15 protein-coding genes, 1 tRNA gene and 1 pseudogene are annotated in these 21,192 nt (G+C 68.3%); 11 read left to right on the top strand and 6 right to left on the bottom strand.

Going from position 1 to position 21,192, the window contains the following annotated elements:
* Positions 1-35 precede the first annotated feature (35 nt).
* The 4 genes from gltB to pyk all read left to right on the top strand — a co-directional run bounded on the left by gltB (position 36) and on the right by pyk (position 8,185).
* A complete protein-coding gene (gltB, locus tag ACIRON_RS03750; protein ID WP_402989138.1) occupies positions 36-4,592 on the top strand; it encodes a glutamate synthase large subunit in 4,557 nt (1,518 codons plus the stop codon).
* Positions 4,585-6,051, top strand: coding sequence for a glutamate synthase subunit beta (locus ACIRON_RS03745; protein WP_091046515.1), 1,467 nt, complete (start codon positions 4,585-4,587; stop codon positions 6,049-6,051). Before gltB ends, ACIRON_RS03745 begins: the two co-directional genes overlap by 8 nt.
* Positions 6,052-6,166: 115 nt before the next feature.
* Complete coding sequence (locus tag ACIRON_RS03740; RefSeq protein ID WP_402989134.1) at positions 6,167-6,622, top strand: winged helix-turn-helix transcriptional regulator; 456 nt, start codon at positions 6,167-6,169, stop codon at positions 6,620-6,622.
* A gap of 93 nt (positions 6,623-6,715) precedes the next feature.
* On the top strand, positions 6,716-8,185 hold the full coding sequence (gene pyk / locus ACIRON_RS03735; protein ID WP_091046517.1) for a pyruvate kinase: 1,470 nt from the start codon (positions 6,716-6,718) through the stop codon (positions 8,183-8,185).
* Here pyk and ACIRON_RS03730 read toward each other — a convergent pair.
* From ACIRON_RS03730 to ACIRON_RS03720, 3 genes and pseudogenes are all read right to left on the bottom strand, one after another.
* The gene (locus ACIRON_RS03730; RefSeq protein ID WP_402989962.1) at positions 8,182-8,757 is read right to left on the bottom strand and encodes a transcriptional regulator; all 576 of its coding nucleotides are present in this window, start codon (positions 8,755-8,757) and stop codon (positions 8,182-8,184) included. The two genes, pyk and ACIRON_RS03730, sit on opposite strands and share 4 nt — an antisense overlap.
* Positions 8,758-8,859: 102 nt before the next feature.
* Positions 8,860-8,925 (bottom strand): annotated as a pseudogene (locus ACIRON_RS03725) (hypothetical protein); the annotation flags it as partial.
* Between the two features lie 53 nt (positions 8,926-8,978).
* Positions 8,979-9,054 (bottom strand) — tRNA-Leu (locus ACIRON_RS03720).
* Positions 9,055-9,148: 94 nt separating this feature from the next.
* On the opposite strand from ACIRON_RS03720, the gene ACIRON_RS03715 reads away from it, so the two are divergent.
* The 5 genes from ACIRON_RS03715 to ACIRON_RS03695 all read left to right on the top strand — a co-directional run bounded on the left by ACIRON_RS03715 (position 9,149) and on the right by ACIRON_RS03695 (position 14,015).
* Complete coding sequence (locus ACIRON_RS03715) at positions 9,149-9,778, top strand: ANTAR domain-containing response regulator (protein WP_402989131.1); 630 nt, start codon at positions 9,149-9,151, stop codon at positions 9,776-9,778.
* Between the two features lie 167 nt (positions 9,779-9,945).
* Positions 9,946-11,286, top strand: a complete 1,341-nt coding sequence (locus tag ACIRON_RS03710) for a hypothetical protein (RefSeq protein ID WP_402989128.1) — start codon at positions 9,946-9,948, stop codon at positions 11,284-11,286.
* 8 nt (positions 11,287-11,294) lie between these two features.
* The gene (locus ACIRON_RS03705; protein WP_402989125.1) at positions 11,295-12,287 is read left to right on the top strand and encodes a branched-chain amino acid ABC transporter permease; all 993 of its coding nucleotides are present in this window, start codon (positions 11,295-11,297) and stop codon (positions 12,285-12,287) included.
* A gap of 1 nt (position 12,288) precedes the next feature.
* Positions 12,289-13,239 carry an ABC transporter ATP-binding protein gene (locus ACIRON_RS03700; RefSeq protein ID WP_402989122.1) on the top strand — a complete coding sequence of 317 codons (951 nt, stop codon included), beginning with the start codon at positions 12,289-12,291 and terminating at the stop codon, positions 13,237-13,239.
* The gene (locus tag ACIRON_RS03695; RefSeq protein WP_402989119.1) at positions 13,236-14,015 is read left to right on the top strand and encodes an ABC transporter ATP-binding protein; all 780 of its coding nucleotides are present in this window, start codon (positions 13,236-13,238) and stop codon (positions 14,013-14,015) included. Before ACIRON_RS03700 ends, ACIRON_RS03695 begins: the two co-directional genes overlap by 4 nt.
* 61 nt (positions 14,016-14,076) lie before the next feature.
* On the opposite strand, the gene ACIRON_RS03690 is transcribed toward ACIRON_RS03695, so the two are convergent.
* Positions 14,077-14,664, bottom strand: a complete 588-nt coding sequence (locus ACIRON_RS03690; RefSeq protein ID WP_402989116.1) for a GNAT family N-acetyltransferase — start codon at positions 14,662-14,664, stop codon at positions 14,077-14,079.
* 308 nt (positions 14,665-14,972) lie between these two features.
* On the opposite strand from ACIRON_RS03690, the gene ACIRON_RS03685 reads away from it, so the two are divergent.
* Positions 14,973-16,217, top strand: coding sequence for an ABC transporter substrate-binding protein (locus ACIRON_RS03685; RefSeq protein WP_402989113.1), 1,245 nt, complete (start codon positions 14,973-14,975; stop codon positions 16,215-16,217).
* 56 nt (positions 16,218-16,273) lie between these two features.
* Here ACIRON_RS03685 and ACIRON_RS03680 read toward each other — a convergent pair whose 3' ends face one another.
* Positions 16,274-16,723 carry a hotdog fold thioesterase gene (locus ACIRON_RS03680; protein ID WP_045549081.1) on the bottom strand — a complete coding sequence of 150 codons (450 nt, stop codon included), beginning with the start codon at positions 16,721-16,723 and terminating at the stop codon, positions 16,274-16,276.
* A 61-nt stretch (positions 16,724-16,784) separates the two neighbouring features.
* Here ACIRON_RS03680 and polA point away from each other — a divergent pair, with 61 nt between their 5' ends.
* Positions 16,785-19,472, top strand: a complete 2,688-nt coding sequence (polA, locus tag ACIRON_RS03675) for a DNA polymerase I (protein WP_402989108.1) — start codon at positions 16,785-16,787, stop codon at positions 19,470-19,472.
* 447 nt (positions 19,473-19,919) lie between these two features.
* Here the strand turns inward: polA and ACIRON_RS03670 are convergent, their stop codons facing one another.
* The gene (locus tag ACIRON_RS03670) at positions 19,920-21,185 is read right to left on the bottom strand and encodes a lipopolysaccharide biosynthesis protein (protein ID WP_402989936.1); all 1,266 of its coding nucleotides are present in this window, start codon (positions 21,183-21,185) and stop codon (positions 19,920-19,922) included.
* Positions 21,186-21,192 lie beyond the last annotated feature (7 nt).

Here is a 21,192-nt window from a genome sequence, read left to right as displayed (position 1 = left end):
GTGCGTGCCTGAGCCCGGACAGACGGGAGATCCCGGTGCCGTACGAGCACTCGTATCCATCCCCCCAGGGCCTCTACGACCCTCGGTTCGAGAAGGACGCCTGCGGCGTCGCCATGGTCGCAACACTGACCGGCGTCGCCAGCCACGACATCGTGAAGCAGGGCATCCGTGCCCTGGTGAATCTCGACCACCGCGGCGCCGCCGGCGCCGAGACCAACTCTGGCGACGGCGCCGGGATCCTGCTGCAGGTCCCCGACGCCTTCCTGCGTGAGGTCGTCGACTTCGACCTCCCGGCCGAGCGTGCCTACGCCGTCGGCACCGCCTTCATCCCGGGCGATCTCGACCAGGTCGAGCGCACCATCAAGCTGGTCGAGGACATCGCGACCGAGGAGGGCCTCGACGTCCTCGGCTGGCGCGACGTACCGGTCAACCCCGACTCCCTCGGCGCCACCGCCAAGGCGGTCATGCCGACCTTCCGTCAGCTCTTCGTCGCCGGCGGCAAGCAGCGCGTCACGGGCCTGGCCCTGGAGCGGCTCGCCTTCTGCCTGCGCAAGCGAGCGGAGAAGGAGACCGACGTCTACTTCCCCTCGCTCTCCAGCCGCACCATCGTCTACAAGGGCATGCTCACCACGCCCCAGCTGGCCGACGTGTTCCCCGACCTGGTCGACGAGCGGGTCGCCTCCGCGATCGCCGTCGTGCACAGCCGGTTCTCGACCAACACGTTCCCGAGCTGGCCGCTGAGCCACCCGTTCCGGTTCATCGCCCACAACGGCGAGATCAACACCGTGATGGGCAACCGCAACTGGATGAAGGCGCGCGAGGCGCTGCTCGAGTCCGAGCTGATCCCCGGAGACCTCGAGCGGCTCTACCCGATCTGCACCGAGGGTGCCTCCGACTCGGCCTCCTTCGACGAGGTGCTCGAGCTGCTCCACCTGGCCGGCCGCAGCCTGCCGCACGCCATGCTGATGATGATCCCGGAGGCGTGGGAGAAGCACGAGGAGATGGACTCCGCCCGCAAGGCGTTCTACGAGTTCCACTCCTCGCTGATGGAGCCCTGGGACGGTCCGGCGAGCGTCGTGTTCACCGACGGCACCCAGATCGGCGCGGTCCTCGACCGCAACGGTCTGCGCCCCTCCCGCTACTGGGTCACCGAGGACGGCCTGGTCGTGCTCGGCTCCGAGGCCGGCGTTCTCGACGACATCGACCCCGCCACCGTGGTCCGCAAGGGCCGCGTCCAGCCGGGCAAGATGTTCCTCGTCGACACCGCGGAGCACCGCATCATCGAGGACGACGAGATCAAGTCCGAGCTCGCCGCCGAGCACCCCTACGACGAGTGGCTCCACGCCGGTCTCGTACGCCTCGAGGACATCCCCGAGCGCGAGCACATCGTCCACACCCACGCGAGCGTGACCCGCCGCCAGCAGGTCTTCGGCTACACCGAGGAGGAGCTTCGGATCCTGCTCGCGCCGATGGCCAACACCGGCGCCGAGCCGATCGGCTCGATGGGCACCGACAGCCCGATCGCGGCGCTGAGCGACAAGCCGCGGATGCTGTTCGACTACTTCGCCCAGCTCTTCGCCCAGGTCACCAACCCGCCGCTGGACGCGATCCGCGAGGAGCTGGTCACCAGCCTCAACGGCACTATCGGCGCCGAGTCCAACCTGCTCAACCCGGGTCCGGCCTCGTGTCGCCAGATCGTGCTGCCGTTCCCGGTCATCTCCAACGACGACCTGGCCAAGATCCGTCACATCAACCGTGACGGCGACATGCCGGGCTTCGAGGTCCACATCGTCCGTGGCCTCTACGAGGTCGACGGAGGAGCCGAGGCTCTGCAGGCGCGCCTGGACGAGATCTCCGCCGAGGTCTCCCAGGCGATCGAGGACGGCGCTCGCATCATCGTCCTCTCCGACCGCCATTCCACCCAGGAGATGGCGCCGATCCCGTCGCTGCTGCTCACCGGCGCCGTCCACCACCACCTGGTTCGCGAGCGCACCCGCTCGCAGGTCGGCCTGCTGATCGAGGCCGGGGACGTACGCGAGGTCCACCACGTCGCCCTGCTGATCGGCTACGGCGCCGCCGCGGTCAACCCCTACCTGGCGGTCGAGTCCGTCGAGGACCTCGCCTACGAGGGCTACTACGTGAAGGCCGATGCCGAGAAGGCGATGGCCAACACGATCAAGGCGCTCGGCAAGGGTGTCCTCAAGGTGATGTCGAAGATTGGCGTCTCCACGGTCGCCTCCTACACCGGCGCGCAGATCTTCGAGGCCGTCGGCCTCTCGAAGGAGGTCGTGGAGCGCTACTTCACCGGCACCACCTCCAAGCTCGGCGGCATCGGCCTCGACGTGATCGCCGAGGAGGTCGCGAAGCGACACGCCACCGCCTACCCGCGCGACGGCGTCGCCAACGCCCACCGCGCGCTGCCCATCGGTGGCGAGTACCAGTGGCGCCGCGAGGGCGAGCCGCACCTGTTCGACCCGGAGACCGTCTTCCGGCTCCAGCACGCCACCCGCAGCGGCCGCTACGACGTCTTCAAGCAGTACACCGACCGGGTCAACGAGCAGTCCGAGCGACTGATGACCCTGCGCGGACTCTTCAAGCTCAAGGGCGCCGAGGAGCTGGGCCGCCAGAAGATCTCGATCGACGAGGTCGAGCCCGTCGAGGCGATCGTCAAGCGCTTCTCGACCGGCGCGATGTCGTACGGCTCGATCTCCAAGGAGGCTCACGAGACGCTCGCCGTCGCGATGAACATCCTCGGCGGCAAGTCCAACACCGGTGAGGGCGGTGAGGACCCGGATCGTCTCTACGACCCGGAGCGTCGTTCGTCGATCAAGCAGGTGGCCTCGGGACGCTTCGGTGTCACCAGCGAGTACCTGACCAACGCCGACGACATCCAGATCAAGATGGCTCAGGGCGCCAAGCCCGGTGAGGGCGGCCAGCTGCCCGGCCACAAGGTCTACCCGTGGGTGGCCAAGACGCGTCACTCGACGCCGGGCGTGGGCCTCATCTCCCCGCCGCCGCACCACGACATCTACTCCATCGAGGACCTGGCTCAGCTGATCCACGACCTCAAGAACGCCAACCCGAGCGCTCGTGTCCACGTGAAGCTCGTGGCCGAGGTCGGTGTCGGCACCGTCGCCGCGGGTGTCTCCAAGGCCCACGCCGACGTCGTCTTGATCTCCGGTCACGACGGTGGCACCGGTGCCTCCCCGCTGACCTCGCTCAAGCACGCCGGCGGTCCCTGGGAGCTCGGCCTCGCCGAGGCGCAGCAGACGCTGCTCCTCAACGGCCTGCGCGACCGGATCGTGGTGCAGACCGACGGTCAGCTCAAGACCGGCCGCGACGTGGTCATCGCCGCGCTGCTCGGTGCGGAGGAGTTCGGCTTCGCCACCGCGCCGCTGGTCGTCTCCGGCTGCGTGATGATGCGCGTGTGCCACCTCGACACCTGCCCGGTCGGCGTCGCCACCCAGAACCCGGTCCTGCGCGAGCGCTTCACCGGCAAGGCGGAGTACGTCGTCAACTTCATGCGCTACATCGCCGAGGAGGTCCGCGAGCTCCTCGCCGAGCTCGGCTTCCGGAGCATCGACGAGGCTGTCGGCCACGCCGAGGCGCTCGACGCCCGCGACGCGATCGACCACTGGAAGGCCTCCGGGCTCGACCTCTCGCCGATCTTCACCCGCGTGGAGTCGCCGCAGCAGTTCGCCGACCAGACCCTCTTCAACACCAAGGGCCAGGACCACGGTCTGGAGAAGTCGCTCGACATCAACGAGCTGGTGCCGCTCGCGGCCCCGGCGCTCGAGCGCGGCGAGCCCGTACGCGCCCAGCTGCCGATCCGCAACGTCAACCGCACCGTCGGCACGATCCTCGGTCACGAGATCACCAAGCGCTACCGCGGTGAGGGCCTGCCCGAGGGCACGATCGACATCACCTTCACCGGGTCGGCGGGCCAGTCCTTCGGCGCGTTCATCCCGCGCGGCCTGACGCTGCGCCTGGAGGGCGACGCCAACGACTACGTCGGCAAGGGCCTCTCCGGCGGCCGGGTGGTCATCCGCCCGGAGCGTACGGCCGGGTTCAAGGCCGAGGAGCACATCATCGCCGGCAACACGCTGGCCTACGGCGCCACCAGCGGACGGATCCACATCCGCGGCGGCGTGGGGGAGCGGGCCGCGGTCCGCAACTCCGGCGCCAGCATCGTCACCGAAGGTGTCGGCGACCACGGCTGCGAATACATGACCGGCGGTCGTGTCGTCGTGCTCGGCCCGACCGGGCGCAACTTCGCAGCCGGCATGTCCGGCGGGGTCGCCTGGGTCCTCGACTTCGAGGAGCAGCGCCTCAACAGCGAGCTGGACGACGCCACCCCGGTGGACGAGAAGTACGCCGCCGAGCTCGAGCAGCTGGTCCGCGACCATCTCGAGGAGACCGGCTCGGCCGTCGCCGAGGCGCTCCTGGCCGACTGGCCGAACTCACTGACCCGCTTCACGCAGGTCATGCCCAGTGACTACAAGCGCGTGCTCGAAGCCCAGGAGGAGGCCCTCGAGGAGGGTCTCGACGAGGACGAGGCAGCGCAGCGGATTATGGAGGTCCTCCATGGCTGACCCGAAGGGTTTCCTGAAGAACGGTCGCGAGGTTGCGACCCGTCGTCCTGTCGACGAGCGCGTCAAGGACTGGCACGAGGTCTACCCGGGCAAGATCGGCAAGGCTCTGCTGCCGATCATCAACACCCAGGCCTCGCGCTGCATGGACTGCGGCATCCCGTTCTGCCACCAGGGTTGTCCGCTCGGCAACATCATCCCCGAGTGGAACGACCTGGTCTGGCGCAACGACTGGGAGGGTGCCTCCGAGCGCCTGCACGCGACCAACAACTTCCCCGAGTTCACCGGTCGCCTCTGCCCCGCTCCGTGCGAGGCCGCCTGCGTGCTGGGCATCAACCAGCCCGCGGTGACCATCAAGAACATCGAGGTCGCGATCATCGACAAGGCCTGGGACGCGGGCCACGTCAAGCCGCAGCCGCCCGAGTGGCTCTCCGGCAAGGCGGTCGCCGTCATCGGCTCCGGCCCCGCGGGCCTGGCCGCCGCCCAGCAGCTCACCCGCTCGGGCCACACCGTGGCCGTCTACGAGCGTGCCGACAAGATCGGCGGGCTGCTTCGCTACGGCATCCCCGAGTTCAAGATGGAGAAGTCGCAGGTCGACCAGCGCCTGGCGCAGATGCGCCGCGAGGGCACGGTCTTCCGCCCGGGCGTCGACGTCGGCACCGACATCACCGGCGCGCAGCTCCGGGACCGCTACGACGCCATCGTGCTGGCCAACGGCTCGACCGTCGGCCGCGACCTGCCGGTCCCCGGGCGCGAGCTCGCCGGGATCCACCAGGCGATGGAGTACCTGCCCCAGTCCAACCGGTCCTCGATCGGCGAGGCCGTGGAGGACCAGATCCTGGCCGAGGGCAAGCACGTGGTCATCATCGGTGGCGGTGACACCGGCGCCGACTGCCTCGGCACCGCGATCCGCCAGGGCGCCGAGTCGATCACCCAGCTGGAGATCATGCCGCGTCCGCCGGAGGAGCGCCCCGACGCTCAGCCGTGGCCGACCTACCCGATGACCTACCGGGTCGCCTCCGCGCACGAGGAGGGTGGCGAGCGCGTCTACGCCGTCTCCACCAAGGAGTTCCTCGGCACCGAGGACGGCCGCGTACGCGCTCTGAAGCTCGTCGAGGTCGAGTTCATCGACGGCAAGCTGACCGAGAAGGAGGGGACCGAGAAGGAGATCCCCGCCGACCTGGTGCTGCTGGCGATGGGCTTCACCGGCCCGGAGAAGGACGGCCTCCTCACCCAGCTGGGTGTGGAGTACGACGCTCGCGGCAACGTCGCCCGCGACGACTCCTTCGCCACCTCCGTCCCCGGCGTGTACGTCGCCGGTGACGCGGGTCGCGGACAGTCGCTGATCGTGTGGGCGATCGCCGAGGGCCGCGCCGCCGCGGCCGCCGTCGACACCTTCCTCACCGGCTCGACCAACCTGCCCGCGCCGATCCGCCCGACGGACCGGCAGCTGATGGTCTGAGGCCCACAGGCCGAGGCACAACGGCGTGCCGACCACTGGCCCGGCACCTCCACATCGGAGGTGCCGGGCCAGTCGGGTTTTGAGACGACGACCGACGGGGCGCGAGACTGGCCCCATGCCGGACGTACCTGCCGTCGCGAGTCCCCGCGAGTGCACGATCGCCGACGCGCTCGAGATCGTCGGCGACCGCTGGAGCCTGCTGGTCGTACGCGAGCTCTTCTACGACCAGCTCCGGTTCTCCCAGATCGCGCGCAACACGGGCGCGCCTCGTGACGTGCTCACCGTGCGGCTGCGCAAGCTGGTCGAGCACGGTGTGATCGCGCGGGAGCAGTACAGCGACCGTCCGGTCCGCTACGAGTACCGGCTCACCGCCGCCGGTCGCGCGCTCTCCCCGGTGCTGCTCACACTCAAGAAGTGGGGCAGCGACCATGCTCACCCAGGACCCGATCCGGCGCCGCTGCTACACACTTGTGGCGAGGAGTTTGTCGCTCACGTGCATTGCCGGGCCTGTGGGCAGAGGCTAGCCGCCGGCGACCTCACGCTCGGCACCCCGCGGGCAGGCTCCGTCTGAGGCGCGGACCTGGGTGAATGCTCGATGAATGGCCATCTCGCGGCACCCCCGGGGTGCTGGTTTGAACGTTCCAGAGGGGTAGTCTGGGCTCCCGTGAGAAGAGCGAAGATCGTCTGCACCCTGGGACCCGCCGTCGGGACGGAGCGTCGCATCCGCGAGCTCGTCTACGCAGGCATGGACGTGGCCCGGATGAACATGAGCCATGGTTCCCACGACGACCACTCCGGCAACTACGCGCTGGTGCGCGAGGCGGCCGCTGCGAGCGGTCACAGCGTCGGCATCTTCGCTGACCTGCAGGGGCCCAAGATCCGCCTGGAGCGGTTCAAGGAAGGCTCCGCGACCCTGCGTCGCGGCCAGGCCTGGACGATCACCACGCGCGATGTGCAGGGTGACGACGAGATCTGCGGGACGACCTACAAGGGGCTTCCCGGTGACGTGAAGGTCGGCGACCCGATCCTGATCGACGACGGCAAGCTCCGCCTGCGGGTCACCGCGGTCGACGACACCGACGTCCACACCGAGGTGCTGGTCGGCGGGCCGGTCTCGAACAACAAGGGCATCAACCTGCCCGGCGTCGCCGTCTCCGTGCCGGCCCTGTCCGAGAAGGACGAGGAGGACCTCCGGTTCGCGCTCAGGCTCGGCGTCGACATGATCGCGCTCAGCTTCGTGCGCAACGCGAAGGACTACGAGGACGTCCGCAAGATCATGGACGAGGAGGGGCGTGTCGTCCCGGTCATCGCCAAGATCGAGAAGCCGCAGGCGATCGACAACCTCGACGAGGTCATCGCCGCCTTCGACATGTTCATGGTGGCCCGTGGTGACCTCGGCGTGGAGTGCCCGCTCGAGGAGGTGCCGTTCCTGCAGAAGCGGATCATCGAGCTGGCCCGCCTCAACGCCAAGCCGGTCATCGTCGCCACCCAGATGCTCGACTCGATGATCTCCAACCCGGCGCCCACCCGCGCCGAGGCCAACGACGTCGCCAACGCCGTCCTCGACGGCGCCGACGCCGTGATGCTCTCGGCCGAGACGAGCGTGGGGGAGTATCCGATCCACACCGTCGAGACGATGGCCCGCATCATCGCCGCCACCGAGCGCCACGCCCTCTCCCGGGACAGCTCCGCCGCCGCCGAGCTCACCCGCATCGACTGGGACCCGCACACCCGCTCGGGCGTCATCGCCAAGGCCGCCGCCGAGGTCGCCGACCGGGTCGGCGCGAAGTACCTGGTCGCCTTCACCACCTCCGGCGACTCCGCCCGCCGCCTCTCCCGGCTGCGCGGCGCGATCCCGTTGCTCGCCTTCACCCCCTCCGATGCCGTACGCAGCCAGCTCGCGCTCAGCTGGGGCACCGAGACCTTCCGCACCGACGAGGTCGAGCACACCGACGAGATGGTCCGCCAGGTCGACGAGAACCTGCTCAAGCTCGGCCGCGTCGAGGAGGGCGAGCTCGTCGTCATCATCGCCGGCTCGCCTCCAGGCATCCCCGGCTCCACCAACGCCCTGCGCATCCACCGCATCGGCGACGCGATCAACGAGGTCGCGCCCGCCTACGAACGCAAGGCTTAAGTCTTCGGTCCGATCAGCGCGTCGAGCGCCGCGACCGCCTCGCGGCGCGAGACGCTGATCGTCTTCCAGCTGGACTGACGCCAAGGGATTCCGACCAGGTCGAGTGCCCAGGTGCACAGCCCGCGGATGTCGTCGGAGACGTTGGTGAACTGCCAGCGCGGATAGATGTAGGTCCGCGGGCCGCTCGCGAAATGACGCACGATGGTGTTCGTGCTTCGGGAGCCGTCGCTGTGGAACAGGCCACGCAGGAAGGCGCTCGGACAGCGTTCGACGATCCGGCGCTGCCAAGGCTCGAGGGCGATCCGCCGGGTGTGCTTGCGGCCGGGGCCGTGCTGGGGGAACAGGCATGGCCAGTGCCGCCAGTTCAGCTGGATGTCCACGCAACCGGTCCGCGGTACCTGAAAGACCCGGCCACCGGGTCTGACTCGACGGAACAGGTCGGCCACGTCGCTGATGATCCCGGGGTAGAGCAGGTCGCAGCTGATACGCAGGAAGTAGTAGCGATCGGCTGTCGCGATGTAGCCGTCGCCGAGATAGAAGCCGAGAAGTGCGGAGTACGCCTCCTCGTCCATCGGCAGCTCGTCGCACCGCGGGCACGCGCCCGGTCTGTCGCTCGGCTCGCCGTCTCGCCACTCACGGATCGTGGAGCGGGCAACGCCCGTTGCGCGCGCTGCCTCAGACAGCGACGCGCCCCGTTGAAGGAGCGTGAGCGCCTCGGTTCGGACCCTGGCTGCGTACATGCTCGTAGTCTGCGCTCGACCACCGACAGATCGGCGGAACAGGTGAGCGAAGTTGGTGCCCCGGGTCGGATTCGAACCGACACTGGATGTGGTTTGAGCACATGGCCTCTGCCGTTGGGCTACCGGGGCTCTTGCGGCGCGCGAAGTGCTCACCGCGAGAAAGGAACTTACCGGACCGTGGGCGGAATCACTGCACCGGCACGTGCTGCTGATGGCCTAGTCTGTGCTCGTGACGGAGAGCAACCCCAGCAGCACCCCGGAGAGCCAGGCGCGGCGTACGGTCGTCATCGCGGAGGACGAGGTCCTGATCAGGATGGACCTCAAGGAGATGCTCACCGAGGAGGGTTACCACGTCGTCGGTGAGGCGGGCGACGGCAAGGCCGCGATCGAGCTCACCACCGAGCACAGACCCGACCTGGTGATCCTCGACGTGAAGATGCCGGTGCTCGACGGGATCGCCGCTGCGGAGGCGATCGCGCGCGACCGGATCGCCCCGGTGGTCATGCTGACCGCTTTCTCCCAGCGCGACCTGGTCGAGCGGGCGCGAGACGCGGGTGCGATGGCCTACCTCGTCAAGCCGTTCAACATCACCGACCTGGTGCCCGCGATCGAGCTGGCGGTGAGCCGCTTCCAAGAGCTCGCCCAGCTCGAGCGGGAGGTCGCCGGTCTGACCGACCGGCTGGAGACCCGAAAGGCGGTCGACCGTGCCAAGGGCATCCTGCAGGAGGGCCTCACGCTGAGTGAGCCCGACGCTTTCCGGTGGATCCAGAAGACCGCGATGGACCTGCGACTCTCGATGCGCCAGGTCGCCGAAGGCGTCATCGAGCACGGCGTCAGCGGGCCACGTACCTGAATCCGTGTAAACGGCACGTCACAGATCGGTTGCGGTCTCAGATGAGGGTCAACCTGTGGCTTGTTCGTGGGTGAAGTCGGCCTAGACTGCCCGCGCGGATCCGGCCGACCAGCGTATTCAGCTGGTGTCAGGATCCGTCTTTAGGACACACAGGCAGGAGTACCCACGTGCGCAAGCGGCTCTACAGAGTCCTCGTCGCGCTCATCGGTGCGCTGATGGTGCTGTTGGTTGGGAGCCCGGGTGCCGCACAGGCAACCGAGACCCCACCGCCGGACGCCACCGCGATCCAGGTGACGCTTCAGGACGAGGCCAACAAGGATGCCGAAGGCAATCCGAAACCGATCCCGGGAGTGACCCTCGAGGTCAGCAAGGACGGCGAGAAGGCCGGCGAGGGCGTCACCGACGACAAGGGTGTGGCGATCATCGTCGTCGAGGAGCTCGGGAAGTACACCGTGACCCTCGACGAGAAGACGCTCCCCGAAGGCACGGTCCTCGACGAGAACACCAAGGGCGAGGCGACCGTCCAGGTACGTTTCCAGGGGCCCAACAACCGGGCGATCTTCCCGATCGGGGTCACCGCCGGTGAGGAGTCGAACTTCGGTAAGGACCTCGCCCAGAACCTGCGTGCGGGCATCGTGTTCTCCCTGGTCCTGTGCCTGGCCGCCCTCGGGTTCTCGCTGATCTTCGGCACGACCGGCCTGTCCAACTTCGCCCACGGTGAGATGCTCACCTTCGGTGCGCTGATGGCCTGGACCTTCGACCAGGTCTTCAAGACCGGCGCCCTGGCCTCGGTCTCGGTGCTCCTCGCCGGCATCATCGCGGTCCTTCTCGGTGGCCTGGGTGGCTTCGCGCAGGAGAAGATCCTGTGGGGCCCGCTGCGCCGGCGCGGCACCGGCCTGATCGCGATGATGATCGTCTCGATCGGCCTGGCGATCTTCCTGCGCTACCTGTTCCAGTACTTCTACGGCTCCTCGACCCGGTCGCTGTCGCAGTACAACGGCCAGCAGCGTGAGCAGCACTGGTACTACCTGTGGCTCTCGCTCGCCGACCGCGAGGCGGTCATCGTGCTCATCTCGATCGTCACGATCACCGCGGTCTGCCTGTGGCTGGCCAAGAGCCGGATGGGCAAGGCGATGCGTGCGGTCTCGGACAACCCGGCACTGGCCGCCTCCTCCGGCCTGCGGGTCGACGGCGTCATCACCAACGCGTGGGTCATCGGTGGAGCGCTGACCGCGCTGTCCGGTGTGCTCTACGCGATGCAGCTGCAGGTCAACGCCTTCATGGGCATGCGGATCCTGCTGGTCATCCTCGCCGCGGTCACCCTCGGTGGTCTCGGCACGATCTGGGGTTCTCTCGTCGGCTCGCTGGTGATCGGGCTCGTCTACGAGCTCGGGCCGCTGTTCGGCGTACCCACCTCGATCAAGGAGATCGGCCCGCTGCTGATCATGATCGTGATCCTGCTGGTACGGCCCCAGGGCATCCTGGGTCGCAAAGAGCGGCTCGGGTAGGAGAGACAATGGACATTCTCGACATTCTCCGGGCGGCGTTGCAGCAGGCATTCGGCCCGCAGGCAATCGTCTTCGCCCTGGCCGCCATCGGCCTCAACATCCACTTCGGCTACACCGGGCTGCTGAACTTCGGCCAGGCCGGGTTCGTCGCGGTGGGCGCCTATGGTCTGGCCGTCTCCGTGGTCACCTTCGGGGCGCCGTTCTGGCTCGGTATCGCCATGGCGATCGTGGCCCCGCTGGTGCTCGCCGTGATCTTGGGTGTGCCGACGCTGCGTCTGCGCGCCGACTATCTGGCGATCGTCACCATCGCCGCCGCCGAGGTGCTGCGGTTCGTCTTCGGCTCGGTGGAGATGAAGGACACCTTCGGTGGCTCCAACGGCCTCAACGGCTACGCCGGGCCGTTCCAGGACGCCAACCCCTACAGCAGCGGCATCGATCTGGGGTTCATCTCCTTCGGGCGCAACGACCTGTGGTCGCTGACCGTCGGCTGGGTCCTGGTCGCGCTGTGCTGCCTGCTGGTGTGGGCGCTCATGCGCAGCCCGTGGGGCCGTGTGCTCCGCTCCATCCGTGAGGACGAGGACGCGGTCCGCTCGCTGGGCAAGAACGTGTTCGCGTACAAGATGCAGGCGCTTGCCCTCGGTGGTGTCATCGGTGGTCTGGGCGGCATGTTCCTGGCGCTCAAGCAGGCCTCGGTCGTGCCGAGCGACTACTCCACGCTGATGACGTTCTACGCCTTCGCCGCGCTGCTCCTCGGCGGCGCGGGCCGAGTGATGGGCCCGGTCATCGGCTCGGTCCTGTTCTGGTTCCTGATCGCGGGGCTAGGCTCGTTCTTCAGCCAGTCCGCAGGTAAGGGCGGATGGATCCCGACGGTGATCATGACCGACACCCAGGCCAGTGTGATCCGCTACATCATGCTGGGGCTGGCCATCATGCTGCTGATGATCTTCCGTCCCCAGGGGATCATCGGCGACCGTAGGGAGATCGCGATCGATGGACGCTGACATGACTGACCAGACGAGCACCGAGGCGAACGCCGTGGAGACCAAGACCGGGCCCGCGGGCCTGGTCGGGGCGAGCACGGAGCCGGGCAGCAAGAAGTCCGACCCGATCATCGTCGCCGACAACATCACGCGTACGTTCGGAGGACTCACCGCCGTCGACGTCGACCACGTCGAGATCCAGCGTGGTGCGATCACCGCGCTGATCGGCCCCAACGGAGCCGGGAAGACGACGTTCTTCAACCTGCTGACCGGCTTCGACCAGCCCAACACCGGCTCGTGGAGCCTGGAGGGCAGGTCGCTCAAGGGCGTCGCCCCCTACAAGGTCGCCCGGCTCGGGATGGTGCGCACCTTCCAGCTCACCAAGGTGCTGGCCAAGCTCACCGTGATCGAGAACATGCGCCTGGGCGCCACCGGACAGAAGGGGGAGCGGTTCTGGGCCGCACCGTTCAAGTTCCTGTGGGGCAATCAGGAGGACGAGGTCACCAAGAAGGCCGACGACCTGCTGGCCCGGTTCCTGCTGGACAAGAAGCGCGAGGACTTCGCCGGGTCGCTCTCCGGCGGCCAGCGCAAGCTGCTCGAGATGGCCCGCGCGCTCATGGTCGACCCGGAGGTCGTCATGCTCGACGAGCCGATGGCGGGTGTGAACCCCGCCCTGAAGCAGTCGCTGCTCGGTCACGTGAAGTCGCTGCGCGACGAGGGCCGCACGGTTCTCTTCGTCGAGCACGACATGGACATGGTCCGCGACATCTCCGACTGGGTCATCGTGATGGCGCAGGGGCAGATCGTCGCCGAGGGCACCCCTGAGTCGGTCATGGCCGACCAGCGTGTCATCGACGCCTATCTCGGGGCCCACCACGACACCGACCTGAGCGAGCTCGACGAAGAGGTCCTCGAGGCCGAGGTCGAGGCAGAGCTCGAGGCCGAGACCGTCCCAGAGGAGGACTCGAAGTGACTTCCACCGATGCGGAGAAGTTCCGCGAGAAGCACCTGAGCGAGGCCGAGGGCGCGGTGCTCCGCGCCGACGGGCTCATCGCCGGCTACCTTCCCGGGGTCAACATCCTCAACGACACCGACCTCTACTGCCAGCCCGGCGAGCTGGTCGGCATCATCGGCCCCAACGGCGCCGGCAAGTCGACCCTGCTCAAGGCGCTGTTCGGCCTGGTGAAGATCCACGAGGGCACGGTCACGCTGAAGGGTGAGGAGATCACCGGCAAGCGTGCCGACGAGCTGGTCTCGCGAGGGATCGGGTTCGTCCCGCAGAACAACAACGTCTTCCCGAGCCTGACCATCGAGGAGAACCTCGAGATGGGTTGCTACCAGGCCCCGAAGAAGTTCGCGGAGCGGTTCGAGTTCGTCACCGGGATCTTCCCGGCCCTCGGGGAGCGTCGCAAGCAGCGCGCCGGTGGCCTCTCCGGCGGTGAGCGTCAGATGGTCGCGATGGGCCGGGCGCTGATGATGGAGCCGTCGGTCCTGCTGCTCGACGAGCCCTCCGCGGGGCTCTCGCCGGTCATGCAGGACGAGGTCTTCGTGCAGACCCGCAAGATCAACCAGGCGGGTGTCTCGGTCGTGATGGTCGAGCAGAACGCCCGTCGCTGCCTGCAGATCTGCGACCGCGGCTACGTGCTCGACCAGGGCCGCAACGCCTACACCGGGGCCGGGCGCGAGCTCGCCGACGACCCGAAGGTGATCGAGCTCTACCTCGGCACCCTGGGTGCCAAGGAGGACTGAGTACGTCCTGAAACGGCCAGGGCCCCGGAGCAGCATGCTCCGGGGCCCTGGCCGTCGGTGCTCAGGCGACGGTGTGCGAGCGTCGCTGGGAGCGCCGGGCGGCGAGCAGCTCACCGACGGCGCTGGACTGCTTCGGGCCGCGCTGCAGGCGGGCGTGGGGCAGGGCCCGGCCCAAGACGTTGAGCCGGGAGCGTACGACCGCGGTCGGGGCCACGCGCATGACGGCCTGGGCGCCGAGGCCGATCCGGGCGAGGAACCGGTTGCCGTCACGGCCACCGGCGGAGGCCGCGGCCGCGATCGTCCTGACCCCGCGCTCTTCGGCGAAGGCGACGGCAGCCTCGATCAGCATCCGGCCCACACCCCGGCGGCGGAAGCTGGGAACGACGTGGGGCGCGAAGATCTGCACCGTCGGCTCCAGGTTGAGCGGTCCGAAGGTTGTCGCACGCAGGTAGACCGCTCCGACGGGCTCGCTGCCGCACTCGGCGACCAGGAGGCGCTGGTCGGGGGAGGCGTCGGCGGCGCCGATGATCGTCTCCAGGTCGCCCAGCTGTTCCTGGGCGTCCGCCATCCGCAGCGCGTCCTGCCAGATGCCGAGGAGGAAGAGCGCGTCGTCGGCTCGTGCCTCTCGCATCGTCACCGGCACCCTCATCGAGTCCGTCCTCCAAGGGTGCCGTGCGTACAGATCATCACAATTCCTCCACGATCGTGGCTGTTCCCGGGCGGAATCGGGTTTCCCGAGTGATCATGTCACCACGGCCCCGACATTACGGAGCCGATGATGGCGGCAACCCAGGCAATGATGCCATGGGGGAGATGTAACGGATTGGTGAAAAGACAGGTCCCTCGGGTGATTCGCCCTCCGAGCGTCTCTAATGTGTCTCCGCAAGGTCCGACGTGAGCCGGGCCAGCCCATACGAAAGAGGGACTAAAGCAGTGAACTCATCATCCTCTACCTGGATGAAGCTGACCGCAGGCGCCGGCGCCTTGGCGCTCAGCTTCACCCTCGCCGCCTGTGGTGGCGAGACCGCTTCCGAGGAGCCGGAGAAGAAGGCTGCCGCCAAGGGCGACGGCACTCTCACCATCGGGCAGCTTCTCCCGCAGACCGGCAGCCTCGCGTTCCTCGGCCCGCCCGAGTTCGCCGGATCCGACCTGGCCATCCAGGACATCAACGCCGCTGGCGGCGTGCTCGGCAAGGACGTCGTGCCTGTCGTAGCGGACTCCGGTGACACCACCTCCGCGATCGCCCCCACCGAGGCCGACAAGCTCATCGACGCCAAGTCCGACGTCATCGTCGGCACCGCGTCCTCGGGCGTGTCGATGACCGTGATCGACAAGATCATGTCGTCGGGCACCGTGATGTTCTCCCCGGCCAACACCTCGACCGAGTTCGACGAAGGTGACTTCTCGAAGGCCGACCTCTACTTCCGCACGGCTCCGTCCGACATCCTGCAGGGCGCCGTCATGGCCAACCTGCTGCTCGAGGACAAGCGCACCAACGTGGCGATCCTGGCCCGCCAGGACGCCTACGGCGAGACGCTTGCCGAGGAGATCAAGGCCAACCTCGAGGGTGCCGGCTCCAAGGTCGCCACCACGGCGTTCTACTCCGAGGACGCCACCTCGTTCGACGCCCAGATCAACGAGGTCGCCGGCTCGGGTGCCGACGCCGTCGTCGTGGTGGCCTTCGAGGAGACCAAGAAGCTCATCCCGCAGCTCATCGCCGCGGGTGCCGGTCCGGCCAAGCTGCCGACGTACTTCGTCGACGGCAACCTGTCGGACTACTCCAAGGACTTCACCAAGGGTGAGCTCAAGGGTGTCAAGGGCACCCTCCCGGGCGCCGAGACCACCGGTGACTTCAAGGAGCAGCTGCTGAAGGTCAACCCGAAGCTGGCCGACTACTCCTACGCCGCCGAGTCCTACGACGCCACCATCGTCTCCGCGCTGGCCGCGGGGCAGGCCGACAGCGACGCCGGCGAGGCCATCGCCAAGGAGATCGTCGACATCACCACCGGTGGTGAGAAGTGCGAGACGTACGCGGACTGCGTCAAGCTCATCGAGGACGGCAAGGACATCGACTACGACGGCAAGTCCGGTCCGATCGAGCTCGGCGAGACCGGTAGCCCGACGGCCGCGTCCATCGGTATCTACCAGTACAACGACAAGGCGACCTACGCGCCGGTCAAGTACATCGCTGGGGAAGTCTGATCCACAGCATGAGGGGCCCCGGAGCGACCAGCTCCGGGGCCCTTCGCCGTACGTCCCTACTTCGAGACCCGCTCCGGGTCGATGAGCGAGCAGGTGATCCGTGAGGTGCAGACCCGCTTGCCGCGCTCGTCGGTGATCACGACCTCGTAGGCCGCCGAGGTGCGGCCCAGGTGGATCGCCGTCGCGGTGCCGGTGACGATGCCGGAGGTCGCCGAACGGTGGTGGGTGGCGTTGATGTCGACGCCGACCGCGAGCTTGCCCATGGTCGCGGCGTGCATCCCGGACCCGGTCGAGCCGAGCGTCTCGGCGAGCGCGACGGAGGCGCCGCCGTGGAGCAGGCCGTAGGGCTGCGTGTTGCCCTCCACCGGCATGGTGCCGACGACCTTCTCGGCGGAGATCTCCAGGATCTTGACGCCCATCTTGTCGTTGAGGCCTCCCATGCCGTGGGGGAGTGAGGCGAAGAAGACCTCGCCTGCTGTCTGGTCGGCGGTAGATGCATCGGTCATAAACGCATGGTCGCACGCGCCGGTTGAACCTGTTGTCGGTGGTCGTGGATAGAGTCGGACCGTGGCTGACGTGACGCGTGACCGACTGCTCCTTCTCGATGGGCACTCGCTGGCCTACCGGGCCTTCTTCGCCCTGCCGGTGGAGAACTTCTCGACCGTCACGGGGCAGAACACCAATGCCGTCTACGGCTTCACCTCGATGCTGGTCAACGTGCTGCGCGACGAGACCCCGACCCATGTCGCGGTCGCCTTCGACCTGTCGCGGCAGACGTTCCGGCTGGAGGAGTACTCCGAGTACAAGGCCAAGCGCAACAAGACCCCCGACGAGTTCAAGTCGCAGCTGCCGCTGATCCAGCGACTGCTCGACGTGCTGCACATCCGCCACCTGTCCCTGGCGGGCTACGAGGCCGACGACATCATCGCGACGCTGGTGACCCAGGGGCTCGAGGCCGGGATGGAGGTGCTGATCCTGACCGGTGACCGCGACTCGCTGCAGCTGGTCACCGAGTCCTCGACCGTGCTCTATCCGATGCGTGGTGTCTCCGACCTGGCGCGGATGACGCCGGAGGCCGTGGAGACGAAGTACGGGGTCCCGCCGCACCGCTATCCCGAGCTCGCCGCGCTGGTGGGGGAGGACTCCGACAACCTGCCCGGCATCCCGGGCGTCGGCCCGAAGACCGCGGCGAAGTGGATCAACACCTACGACGGCCTCGACAACCTGATCACCCACGCCGACCAGGTCAAGGGCAAGGCCGGCGACAACCTGCGCGCCCACCTCGGCGACGTGATGCGCAACCGGCGGCTCAACGCGCTGGTCCGGGACCTGAGCCTGGAGGTCGGCCCGGCGGACTTCGGGCGGGTCGAGTGGGACCGGGCAGCCGCGCTGGAGCTTCTTGACGAGCTCGAGTTCCGCGGCGAGATCCGCACCCGGATCACCGACGTGCTCGCCCCCGAGGACGACGTCCCGGTCGACGAGAGCGGGTTCGCTCTGGAGGGCGAGACGCTGGCTCCAGGTGCCGTCGCGGCATTCCTCGAGGAGCTCGGCACCACGCCCGTCGGCGTGCATGTGCGCGGGACCTGGGGTTCCGGCACCGGCCGCGTGGACGGGTTCGGCTTCGCGACGCAGGAGCGGGCTGCGTACGTGGGGGTGGAGGAGCTCACCCCCGAGGACGAGGCGGCGCTCGCGGGCTGGCTCGCGGACCCCTCGCGGCCGAAGATCATGCACGACGCCAAGGGGCCCGAGCTGGCGATCGACGCCCACGGCTGGTCCTTGGGCGGGCTGGTGACCGACACGGCGCTGTCGGCCTACATCGTGGCGCCCGACCAGCGCTCCTACGACCTCGCCGACCTGACCCTGCGCTACCTCAAGCGTGAGCTCAAGCAGGAGGACGACGGCGGCCAGGAGTCGCTCTTCGGCGACGACGAGGTCGGTGGCGACGGCGTGGCCAGGACCTCGATGCTCTACGCCCGGGCCGTGATCGACCTCGCCGTCGAGCTCGACTCGGCGGTCGAGGCCGCCGGCGGACACCGGCTGCTCTCCGAGGTCGAGCTCCCGCTGCTGCATCTGCTGGCGCGGATGGAGAAGACCGGCATCGCGGTCGACACCGAGCACCTCGACGCCCTGGAGCGACACTTCGCCGGCCAGATGAAACAGGCGGCCGACGAGGCGTACGGCGTGATCGGGAAGGAGATCAACCTCGGCTCGCCCAAGCAGCTGCAGGTGGTGCTCTTCGACGAGCTCGACATGCCGAAGACGAAGCGCACCAAGACCGGCTGGACCACCGATGCCGACGCGCTGCAGCAGCTCTACGTGAAGACCGAGCACCCGTTCCTGCTCGCCCTGCTGCGCCACCGCGACGTGACCCGGCTGCGGGTCACCATCGAGGGACTGCTGAAGACCGTGCAGGACGACGGCCGGATCCACACCACCTTCAACCAGACCATCGCGGCCACCGGTCGGCTCTCCTCGACCGAGCCCAACCTGCAGAACATCCCGGTGCGCACCGAGGAGGGTCGCGGGATCCGCAAGGGCTTCATCGTCGGCGACGGCTTCGAGTCGCTGATGACGGCTGACTATTCGCAGATCGAGATGCGGATCATGGCCCACCTGTCCGAGGACGAGCTGCTCATCGAGGCGTTCCGCTCCGGACGCGACTTCCACTCGATCACCGCCGCGCGGGTCTTCGGTGTCGACCCCGACGCGGTCTCGGTGGAGCAGCGGGCCAAGATCAAGGCGATGAACTACGGCCTGGCCTACGGCCTGTCCGCCTTCGGCCTCTCCCAGCAGCTCGGGATCGAGCCGAGCGAGGCGCGCGGGCTGATGGAGGAATACTTCGAGACCTTCGGTGGCATCCGCGACTACCTGCGCAGCCTGGTCGAGGAGGCGCGGCGCACCGGTTACACCGAGACCATCATGGGCCGCCGCCGCTACCTGCCCGACCTGCTCTCCGACAACCGTCAGCGGCGTGAGACCGCCGAGCGGATGGCGCTCAACGCCCCCATCCAGGGCTCGGCCGCCGACCTGATCAAGGTCGCCATGCTTCGGGTTCAGGCCGCCATCGACGAGGCCGGCCTCTCCTCCCGGATGCTCCTCCAGGTCCACGACGAGCTCGTCTTCGAGGTCGCCGCGGGGGAGCGGGAGGCCCTGGAGGCGCTCGTACGCGAGCAGATGGGCTCCGCCGCCGACCTCAACGTCCCCCTCGACGTCTCCGTCGGCACCGGCCTGTCCTGGCACGAAGCCGCCCACTGATCGCCGAGCCGTCACCTACGTCGTCCGAGACGTCAGCTCCGTCGGCCGAGTCGGTAGTTGTGGCGGGCCGAGTCGGTAGTTGTGGCGGGCCGAGTCGGTAGTTGTGGCGGGCCGAGTCGGTAGTTGTGGGCGACGAGACTCTACTTTCGTCGCCCACAACTGCATTCTCGTCCGTGACGGCTGAAGCCCGCCGAGGCGTCACGTACGTCGGTCGAGAGGTCACCTGCGTCGGTCGAGAGGTCACCCGCGTCGGCCGAGGCGGCAGTTGTGGCGTACGAGATGGCAGTTCTGGCGGGCCGAATCGGTTGTTGTGGGCGACGAAACTCCACCTTCGTCGTCCATACCTGCCGTTTCGGCCGCCATACCTGCCCTTTCGGTCGACGCAAGTGACGTCTCGGCACGCCAGAAGTGCATTCTCGGCCGACGGGGCTGACGCCTCGGCTGGGGTCAGGGGCGGTGAGGGGTCTGGTTGAGTCGCCAGAAGGTGACCGCCAGGAGGACGGCTGCGAGGGCGGCGTCGACGCTGAGGACGGCCCAGACGAGGCCTTCGACGGTGGTCTGCATCGCGCCGAGGGCGAGGGCAGCGGCGACGGCGATCCAGAGAAGGTACGCCGAGAGCCGGCTGCGCCGGGCCAGGACCGAGTAGACGAGCAGCTGGAGCACGGACAGCACCATGCCGAGGATCGCGAAGACCCAGAGGAGGTCCTGGATCTCGGTGTACTTGTCACCGCCGATGAATACCACCGCGAGCTCCGACAGCAGCCAGGAGCCGAGGATCGCGCAGACGCCGAGCCCGCCGACCAGGGCCAGGGACTTGATCAGCGCGGAGCGACGGCTCGCCTCGGCCGACATCGACGGGAAGGCGATGATCACCACGAACTGCGGGAGGAACAGCACCGCCTTGGTGAGGATCAGGCCACCTGCGTACAGGCCGGAGACGTGGTCGGAGAGCACGTTGCGTGCGATCAGGATGTCGACGTTGGAGAGTGCGAAGAAGCCGAGCAGCGCGAACGAGCCGTGCAGCATCTCGACGACGACCGGACGCATTCGGTCGACGCCTGTGCCGGGGCTCCGGGGCGCCGCATCGACCGCAGACGTACGCCGTCGCAGCACCCACCACCCGACGACAGCCGGCGCGAACTGGGCCAGGGCGACCCCGGCCATGGCGGCGCCCTCGGTGGGGCGGATCCACATCGCGGCCGTGGTGACGATGACGCGCGGGATGCCGAGAGCCAGGTAGACCATCGCCAGAGCGAGCCAACGGCGCTCGCCCTGCAGCACTCCGGCCTGACCGCCCATGATCGTCAGCGGCACGGCACACACGGCGACCAGCAGCGCGGGATAGATCGAGTCCAGTCGCAGCACCCGCCACACGAGCGGCGAGGCGGCGAGCATCACCACACCGACGACGATGGCCGCCCGGTAGGTCACTCGCAGCACGGTCCGCTCGATGGGCCGCTCCTGCCCGGGGCTCCCGGTCACCCGGCGCGACGCCGTCGCCTGCATCCCGAGCTGGACGACGCCGACCACGAGGAGCAGCGACATCATCGCGGCGACGCCGCCGTACTGACCGGGCCCGAGGATCCGCGCGGCGATGATCTGGAAGCCGTAGGTCGCGACGTTGGTGACCATGATGCAGAGGGCCAGGAAGCCGCTGCTGCGGATGAGCGCGGACAGCCTGCGCCGGCGGGCGCTGATCGGGCTGGCGGTCATCGTGGGC

This window comes from Nocardioides sp. NPDC101246 (genome assembly GCF_044767415.1).
Taxonomy (GTDB): Bacteria; Actinomycetota; Actinomycetes; order Propionibacteriales; family Nocardioidaceae; genus Nocardioides.
Note: the sequence above shows the minus strand (reverse complement) of the source record. Positions and strands in the feature narration are given on the sequence as shown.